Source organism: Streptomyces sp. NPDC054841, from assembly GCF_053611045.1.
In genome coordinates this window covers 1-8,396 of record NZ_JBSGZO010000378.1, presented here as the reverse complement: position 1 = coordinate 8,396, position 8,396 = coordinate 1, and the positions used below count along the sequence as shown (strand labels likewise).

The 8,396-nt window shown below is 72.5% G+C and carries 5 protein-coding genes and 1 pseudogene; 4 read left to right on the top strand and 2 right to left on the bottom strand.

What is annotated here, in order from left to right; genetic code table 11:
• The 3 genes from ACWGI8_RS33715 to ACWGI8_RS33705 form a co-directional block, all read left to right on the top strand.
• On the top strand, positions 1–891 hold an 891-nt coding region (locus ACWGI8_RS33715), incomplete at its 5' end, for an XdhC family protein (protein ID WP_453666800.1).
• A gap of 159 nt (positions 892–1,050) precedes the next feature.
• Entirely contained in the window at positions 1,051–3,420 is a 2,370-nt protein-coding gene (locus ACWGI8_RS33710) for an FHA domain-containing protein (RefSeq protein ID WP_453666798.1), read from the top strand.
• 14 nt (positions 3,421–3,434) lie between these two features.
• On the top strand, positions 3,435–4,079 hold the full coding sequence (locus tag ACWGI8_RS33705) for a hypothetical protein (protein ID WP_453666796.1): 645 nt from the start codon (positions 3,435–3,437) through the stop codon (positions 4,077–4,079).
• A 133-nt stretch (positions 4,080–4,212) separates the two neighbouring features.
• On the opposite strand, the gene ACWGI8_RS33700 is transcribed toward ACWGI8_RS33705, so the two are convergent.
• Positions 4,213–5,526: a streptophobe family protein gene (locus tag ACWGI8_RS33700; RefSeq protein WP_453666795.1), complete on the bottom strand. Its 1,314-nt coding sequence runs from the start codon at positions 5,524–5,526 to the stop codon at positions 4,213–4,215.
• Positions 5,527–5,716: 190 nt separating this feature from the next.
• Here ACWGI8_RS33700 and ACWGI8_RS33695 point away from each other — a divergent pair.
• Positions 5,717–6,976: pseudogene (locus ACWGI8_RS33695) on the top strand (DUF6777 domain-containing protein); the annotation flags it as partial.
• A 356-nt stretch (positions 6,977–7,332) separates the two neighbouring features.
• Here the strand turns inward: ACWGI8_RS33695 and ACWGI8_RS33690 are convergent.
• The coding region (locus tag ACWGI8_RS33690; RefSeq protein WP_453666793.1) for a PP2C family protein-serine/threonine phosphatase at positions 7,333–8,396 on the bottom strand (1,064 nt) is incomplete at its 5' end.

Here is an 8,396-nt window from a genome sequence, read left to right as displayed (position 1 = left end):
GGTCTGACCTGCGGCGGGATCATCGACATCCTCGTCACCCCGGTACGCGCGGACTCTCCCGCCAGGGAGATCTTCGCGGCCGCGCTGACCGCCGCCGCGCGAGGGGAGGCAGCGGCGGTCGCGCGGATCACCGACGGACCCGCCGAGCTGATGGGCCGCGCCCTGCTCGTCCGTACGGACGGCTCGTACGACGGCGGCCTCGGCGGCCACCCGGAACTGGACCGCACCGCAGCCGGCGAGGCCCGCGCCATGCTGGACGCCGGCCGTACCGGCACCGCCGTCATCGGCGCCGACGGCGCCCGCTGCGGCCGGCCGCTGACCCTGCTCGTCGAGTCGAGCGTCCCCGCCCCCCGGATGATCGTCTTCGGTGCGATCGACTTCGCGTCCGCGCTGGTACGGGTCGGGAAGTTCCTCGGCTACCACGTGACCGTGTGCGACGCCCGCCCGGTCTTCGTGACGAAGCTGCGCTTCCCCGAGGCCGACGAGATCGTCGTCGACTGGCCGCACAGGTACCTGGAGTCGACCCGGACCGACGGCCGTACGGTGCTGTGCGTCCTCACCCATGACGCCAAGTTCGACGTGCCCCTGCTGGAACTGGCACTGAAGCTTCCCGTCGCCTACGTCGGCGCGATGGGTTCCCGCCGCACCCACGAGGACCGCAACACACGGCTGCGCGAGGTCGGCGTCACCGAGCTGGAACTCGCCCGGCTGCGCTCGCCGATCGGCCTCGACCTGGGCGCCCGTACGCCCGAGGAGACGGCCCTGTCGATCGCGGCGGAGATCGTCGCCGGCCGGCGCGGCGGCAGCGGGATCTCACTGACCGGCGCGCACACCCCGATCCACCACGACGAGCCGCGCATACCGGCCCAGGCCATCCCCTCCGTCGCCTGACGGCGGGGCGCCGGGCCGGCACCCCCGTCCAGTCCGTGGCGAAGGCGACCGAGGCCGCCCTCGTCGCCACCCGACCCCGGTCCGCTGCGCCGGCGGGCCGACATCGGCGGGCAAAGGCGACATCGGGCGAGTAAAGAGATCAAAAGATAAGATCGAGGCATGGCTGAGCGGCCCGCAGCGCCGACCGCGCCCGAGCTGGTCATCGAAACCGACGGGGGCTCGACGTTGATGAGCCCGGGCCGGGTGTACCACGTCGGCCGCGACCCCATGAGCGAGATCGTCCTCGACGACGCCCGGGTGTCGTGGCACCACGCCGTCCTCAGGACCGTGGCCGGCCAATGGACGCTGGAGGACGCGCACAGCACCAACGGCACCTACGCGGAGGGCAGCCGCATCCAGGAGTCGGACGTGGGTCCCGGCACCGTCATACGGTTCGGCAACCCCGACGACGGCCCCCGCGCGGTCCTCGTCGGCTCGGCGTCCCCGCCGGAGCCCGTGCCGCCGCGCCCGCCCGGCGAGCCCCGCCTCTCCGCCGTCTCCATGCCCTCCGCCACCGGCACGTTCCAGCAGCCCACCACCGTGCGCCCGCTGCCCACCCGAACGGTCCGCATCGGCCGCGGCGCCGACAACGACGTCGTCATCGACGACCTCGTGGTCTCCCGCCGCCACGCCGAACTGCGCCTCCATCCGGACGGTACGTTCGAGATCGCCGACGTCGGCAGCCACAACGGCACCTATCTCAACGGGCAGCCCATCACCCTCGCCACGGTCTCCGCCGGGGACATCATCGGCGTCGGCCACTCCGCGTTCCGCCTCGTCGGCGACGAACTGCAGGAGTTCGTCGATTCCGGCGAGGTCTCGCTGGACGTCCAGGACCTCGGCGTCGCCGTCGACGAGGGCCGCAAGGTTCTCCTCGAACACGTCTCGTTCCCCGTCGGCGAGAAGTGCCTGCTCGCCGTCGTCGGACCCAGCGGCGCCGGAAAGTCGACCCTCCTCAACGCGCTCACCGGACTGCGCCCCGCCGACCACGGCACCGTCCTCTACGACGGCCGCGATCTGTACCGCGACTACGCCGAGCTGCGCCGGCGCATCGGACTCGTACCGCAGGACGACATCCTGCACATCCAGCTCACCGTCCGGCGGGCCCTCGGCTACGCCGCCGAACTGCGCTTCCCCGAGGACACCACGCCCGCGGAACGCGAGGCACGGGTCGATGAGGTCATCCGTGAGCTGGGTCTCGAACAGCGGGCGGACCAGACCATTCACAGCCTCTCCGGCGGCCAGCGCAAGCGGGTCAGCGTCGCCCTGGAGCTGCTGACGAAGCCGTCGCTGCTCTTCCTCGACGAACCCACCTCCGGCCTCGACCCGGGGATGGACCGCTCGGTGATGAACATGCTGCGAGGCCTCGCCGACGACGGCCGTACGGTCATCGTCGTCACCCACAGTGTGCTCAGCCTCGAGGTGTGCGACCAGCTGCTGGTGATGGCGCCCGGCGGCCGGGTCGCCTTCTTCGGCAAGCCCGGGGACGCCCTCGCCTTCTTCGGCTTCGAGGAGTGGCCCGAAGCCTTCGAGGCGTTCGAGAACGATCGCGGACGCGACTGGGCGGGGCAGTACCTCGCATCGCCGTTCCACCGCCAGTACATCGACTCGAGCGTGCAGCCCCGGCTCGCCCGCGAGCGGCTGCCCCAGGGTTTCGCGCAGCCCCCGCCCAAGTCGCAGAGGTGGGTCGCCCAACTGCAGACCCTCGTACGGCGTTACGTGGCCGTGCTGAGCACCGACCGGACCTTCATGTTCGTCATGGTCGCGCTGCCGTTCGGGATGGGCGCCATGGCCCGGCTCATGGCCGGCAGAAAACTCGACCCGGAAACCGCGATCAATACCCTGCTCGTCCTGTGCGTGGGTGCGGTCCTGACCGGGGCGGCGAACGCGGTGCGCGAACTCGTCAAGGAACGCGTCATCTACCGGCGGGAGCGCGCCGTCGGGCTGTCCAGATCCGCCTATCTGACGTCCAAGGTGGTGGTGCTGGGCATGATCACGGTCGTCCAGGCCGTCGTCATCACCCTCGTCGGACTCTTCGGCGTCAATCTCAACACTGTCGGCGGCGAGGGCGTCCTGATGCCGCCGCTCATCGAAATCACCCTGGCCGTCGCGCTGCTGTCGTTCTGCTCGATGATGGTCGGCCTCGTCATCTCCGCACTGGTGAGCAAGGAAGAGGTCACCATGCCGCTGCTGGTGCTCATGACCATGGTCCAGATCGTCTTCTGCGGTGCTCTGTTGACGCTGTACGACACGGTGGGCCTGGAGCAGCTGACATGGCTGGTGCCGGCCCGGTGGGGCTTCGCGGCCTCGGCGGCGACGATCGACCTCGGCAGAATCGTGCCGGAGAAGCAGTTCGCCGACCCGCTGTTCGAGCACACCGCCGACCCGTGGCTGATCAGCATGGGCGTCCTGGTGGTGTACTCCATCGTGCTCTGGTTCGTCGTCGCCCGGCTGCTGCGACGTCAGGAGCCCGCGATCATGCGCAAGTAGAGAGCGGTGACGACGTGATCGATTCCGTTTCCGTGCCGGGCTTCCGGCCCACCCATGTCGTCCCCGGTGACGGGATCGCCACTTGGGAGGCCCCCGACATCAACCGCCCCAGCGCGCCGCTGGACCCCTTCCTGCCGGTCGAGCTCGTCGACCGGCGCGGCGACTGGGGCCAGATCCTGTGCGCCAACGGCTGGTCGGCCTGGGTCGACGGCCGGCTGCTCATCGCCGTACCGCAGGCCCCGCCGGCGGCCGGGCAGCCGCTCGCCCGTACGGCGGACCCGCGGCCGCTGCTCGCCCGGGCGGAGAAAGCCCTGGCCGAGTACCGGAGCGCGGTGGAGTCGCTGGCTGCGGGCCAGGTGGACGGCGAGACCTTCCGCACACGCACCCGCGGTGTGCACGTGGGGCTGGTCGTGGACGGCGAGGCGGTGTGGCTGTACGAAGCCGAACACGAGCGGTGGGTGTACTGCGACGGCAAGCGGCTGGCCACCTTCGCGACCGAATCGCCGCCGCACGACGCACCCATGGACAGCAAGCCCTCGGGCGGAGCTCCGGCGGAGAAGCCCGCCGACCCGACGCCGACGCAGATCGTCACTCCGAGCGGGCCCGCTCCGCCGGCCCCCGGTACGGGCGGTGGTGAGGGAGGCGCCGGCCGCGGGTGAACGACCCTCACGTTCGGCACACCCGGGCACACGTCAGTAGTCGCAAGTTCGGTACGCCCAGGTGCACGTCAGTAGGTCCGACCAACACGTCCGTACGTCCACACGACACCCCAGGTACACCAGCACACCCGGGTCAGTACCTCTGCGACCGGTCGCGGGCCGGGACGCCGGCGGCGGTCTCCACCTCGCCACGGCGCCGTACCCGGGCGGCCATCAGGGAACCGAGCAGCCCGGCGACGAGCCCCCAGACCAGCCCGAGGCCAACGGCCGTCCACAGATGGGGCTGCAACTGCACCTCGCCGCCCAGCCCCTCGAGCTCCCCGATGCCGATCAGGGACAGTGCGAACCGGGCGGAGAGCGGGCTGAGCAGGCAGATCACCAGCACCGTGAGAGCCAGTGCCACGCCCATGTGCAGGGCATGCTGCCAGGGCCGCATGCGCGCCGGTGAGCGCACCGCCATGAGGAACGCCGCGGCGAGCACCAGCACGACGGCCACGACCACGAGCCACCACACCTGCGCGTTGTGCTCGGCGAGCGTGGAGACATTCAGCGTCGCCGTGTCCTCGGTGCGCAGCACAGCGTCCAGCGGCTCCGGCATCGGCAGCCCGAAGGGCCCCTCCACCCGGCCGTTCCACGAGGCGCCGAGGCCGAGGGTGAGCGACGGCCAGGCGATGTTGGGCAGGCCCAGCAGGATCACCGCGAACGTCCGGTCCGGGTGCCCGCGGGTCGCGGCGACCACGAGCCCGACGCACAGGCCCACGACGACGTACGCGAGCAGCAGCGCGACCATCGCGAACGCGGCCGGGCGGACCGACTCCTGAAAGCGCACCAGCCGGGTGGGCAGCGGAGCCTTCCGGGACACCAGGAGCGCCATCGCGACCACACCGATGAGCCACAGCAGGCCGAAGAGGAGCGTGAGCCCCATGTCCGCCCGGAAGCCGACCTTCGGCGAGGCGTCGAGGAAGTCGCCGATGTCGCCGACCAGGGAGTCCTTGCCGAGCGAGAGCTCGAAGGTGTGCCGGGCCAGTCCGGCGAGCCCTGCGAGCCCCAGCAGCCACAGGGCCGCGAGCCGGACGAACCGGCCGAGCAGCTCACGGGTCCGGGCCACGGCGCGGTGCCGCAGCGGCCGCAGGAACAACCCGGCCGTCACCAGGGCGCCGACGAGGCTCACGGACAAGGGCATGACAGCGAGTTCGGCCTGCGACTCGGCGACGAAGCCCGCGTCCCCGGCGAGATCCACGGTGCCGCCGGCCGCCATGACGACGAGGGCGGCGACGACGCGCGGGAAGGCGCCGTCGGGAAGGTCCGCTCCGCCCGCCGCCCACAGTCCGAGTGCGGCCACCACGATCATGGCGGCGAGGCCCGCGAGGACCGCCACCAGCGCGTCACGCCAGTCCCGTACGGTGTGTGCGGCACCGGCCCTTGCGGTCGATGGGTACTGGCTCACTCTCTCCACGGTAGGCAGCGAAGACGTCCGCCGCGCGCCGGAGGGTCCGGCCGGTCCGACCGATCCGGCTTGCGGGCCGCGCGGGAGCGGAGCACACAATTGGAGGAAGGCTTCTCCGAATCTCTGGGACAGCTGGGATGTCCGGGACCTCCGGAACGCGGGAGTCCGGGATGTCTGGGAAGTAGAGCCCGTGAGCGCCCAACCGCCGTCAGGCCCACCCACTGGACCCCCGTCCGGACCGCTGTCGGGCCCGGAGCCGGCGCCACCGCCGCCACCTCCCCAGCCACCGGGCGGGCCGCCGAGCGGCGGGGGAGGGTCAGGACCGTCCGGCGGTGGCCCGTCAGGTCCCAAGGGCCCCGCGGGCGCCGAAACGGGTGGCGGAGGCCCCTGGTGGCGCTCCATACCGAGGATCGCGTCGATCGCCGCGGTGCTCGCCGCGGCCGTCGCCCTCGCGATCGTCCTCACCCGCCCCGAACCCGCGTACGGTGGCGAAGTCCTCCTGGAGACCGCGAGTTCGGCCGGCCCCGCCCCCTTCACGGCTTCCTCGGCACGCGCCACCGCGACGGCGCAACCGGCCGCGGTCCTGCCACGCGGGGCCACCACCGCGACGCCGACCGAAGGCAACGTCGCCCGCGGCGTGCGGGGTTCGGTCCCCGGTCTGTACGGCGGGACCCGTGAGCTCGCCAGTTGCGACACCGAGATGCAGATCCGCGAACTCTCCGCCGCGCCCGCCAAGAACACCGCCTTCGCGTCGGCCCTCGGCATCGCGCCGTCCGCGGTCCCCGGCTATCTCCGCTCCCTGACCCCCCTCACCCTGCGGATGGACACCCGGGTCACCAACCACAGCTTCGTCGACGGCAAAGCCACCCCCTACCAGGCCGTGCTGCAGGCCGGCACCGCCGTCCTCGTCGACGACCGCGGAGTGCCGCGCGTGCGGTGCGCCTGCGGGAACCCGCTGGCGCCCCCCGTCATCGTCCGGGGCGGCGCGCCCCGGCAGAAGGGCGAGGCCTGGTCCGGATACCGCGCGTCCAACACCGTGGCCATTCAGTCCTCGCCGACGGTCGTGAAGACCTTCGTGGCGTACGACCCCAAGGACGAGACGTACTTCGCCCGTGCGCGCGGAGACACCACCGGCGGGACGGACAAGCCGGCCCCGGCGCCCCGTGATCCCCTGACCCCGGTCCCGGCCCCGCTCGTGCCGACGCCCACCGGGCCCACCGACGAAGAGGAACCCGACACCGGCGACACGGACGAAACGGAGGACACGGGAGACACCGACCGGGAGTCGACGCCGCCGAAGAGCCCGACCAAGCCGACGCCGTCGAAGAGCGGGACCGAGCCGACGCCGTCGAAGAGCGAGACGACGAAGCACGAGAGCCCGTCCTCCGAGAGCCCGTCCAAGCCGCCGTCGAAGAGCGAGACGACGGAGCACTCGCCCACCGAGAGCCCTACCGAGCCGACGCCGGCGCAGAGTCCGTCGCCGCACAGCCCCGAAAAGCCCACGACGGGACCGGCGACGCCGGGCGGGACCACACCGGGCGGGACCACGCCGAACCTGCCGCCCACCGGGCTGACACCCCCGGAGCCGTCCCCGTCGCCGCCGGCCGCATCGACACCGGCGGAGCGGACGGAGCCCGTCCCCCAGTCCCCACCTCCGACCCAGCAGGAGCAGCCGGCCGAACCTCCGACCCAGGAGGAGCAGCCGGCCGAACCGAATCAGGAGGAGGGACCCGGCGAGGCCCCTGCGGAGCCGCAGGGGTCCTAGGCACCGGAGTCCTGGCCGTCGGCCCGCAGGAGATGAGCCGGTCAGGCCCGCTCCTGGCTCTGGACCGGCTGTTCCTCCGTGACCTGGGCCAAGCGGCGGCGGCGGATGCGGGCGGCGAGCAGTGCGACGTCGTCCTCCGCGTGCTCCGCGTCGAGCGCGCTCACCACCGCGTCGACCAGATCCCCCACCGGTGCGGTGCAGGGCTGCCGTACCCGGGTCAGCCGTGCCAGCGACTCGTCGATGTCCTCGCCGCGCCGCTCGACCAGGCCGTCCGTGTACAGCAGCAGCGTGTCGTCCGGGGTGAGCCCGCGGGTGACGACTTCGTACCCCCCGAGACCGGTGCCGAGCGGTGGCCCGGTCGGTACGTCGACGAGCTCCGCCGTCCCGTCGCCGGTGAAGACGACGGGCGGCAGATGCCCGGCGCTGGAGAACGTGCCGAGTCCGCGGGCCGGGTCGACCCGGACGAGCAGACACGTCGCCGGCCGGGCGCTGGTGTCGGCGATGGCGAGGTCGAGCTGGCGCAGTACCCGGTGCGGTGGCAGATCGGCCGCGGGGACATCGCGCAGCATCGCGCGGTACGTGTTCATCTCGACGGCCGCATCGACACCGTGTCCCATCACGTCGCCCATGACCAGCAAGGTCCGCCCGTAGTGGAGGCGTACGGTCTCGAACCAGTCGCCGCCCACCAGACTGCTGGTGCCGACCGGCAGATAGCGGGTGGCGAACTCGAGGTTGGGGTGGGGCTTGCCGGGCTCGGTCAGCAGAGCGCGCTGCAGCTCGACGGTCCTGCGCTGCTCCGACTCGAACTCACGGGCGTGCGTGATGCCCACGGTCGCGCGGCGGGCCGCGTGCCGGACCATGGCGATGTCGTTCGCGGTGAACGCGGAGCCCGCACGGCCCAGCAGGGCGACCCCCAGCACGTGGCCGCTCCGGCCGGTGGCCCCCAGCGGTACGGCGAGGACCGTGGCGCGGCCGGCGACGCCGTGCTCGGTCACGGGCAGTCCGGACTCCACCGCCCGCCGGGCCGCCGACTCCGCCTCCGCGTTGCACCCGCTGCGGCCGCCGAGCAGTTCGACGGGGCCGGCCGTCGCGGCACGGACCATCC

Bases quoted from the DNA above. Each gene is read 5' to 3' on its own strand.
- ACWGI8_RS33710 (WP_453666798.1), top strand. From the start codon at position 1,051: ATGGCTGAGCGGCCCGCAGCGCCGACCGCGCCCGAGCTGGTCATCGAA.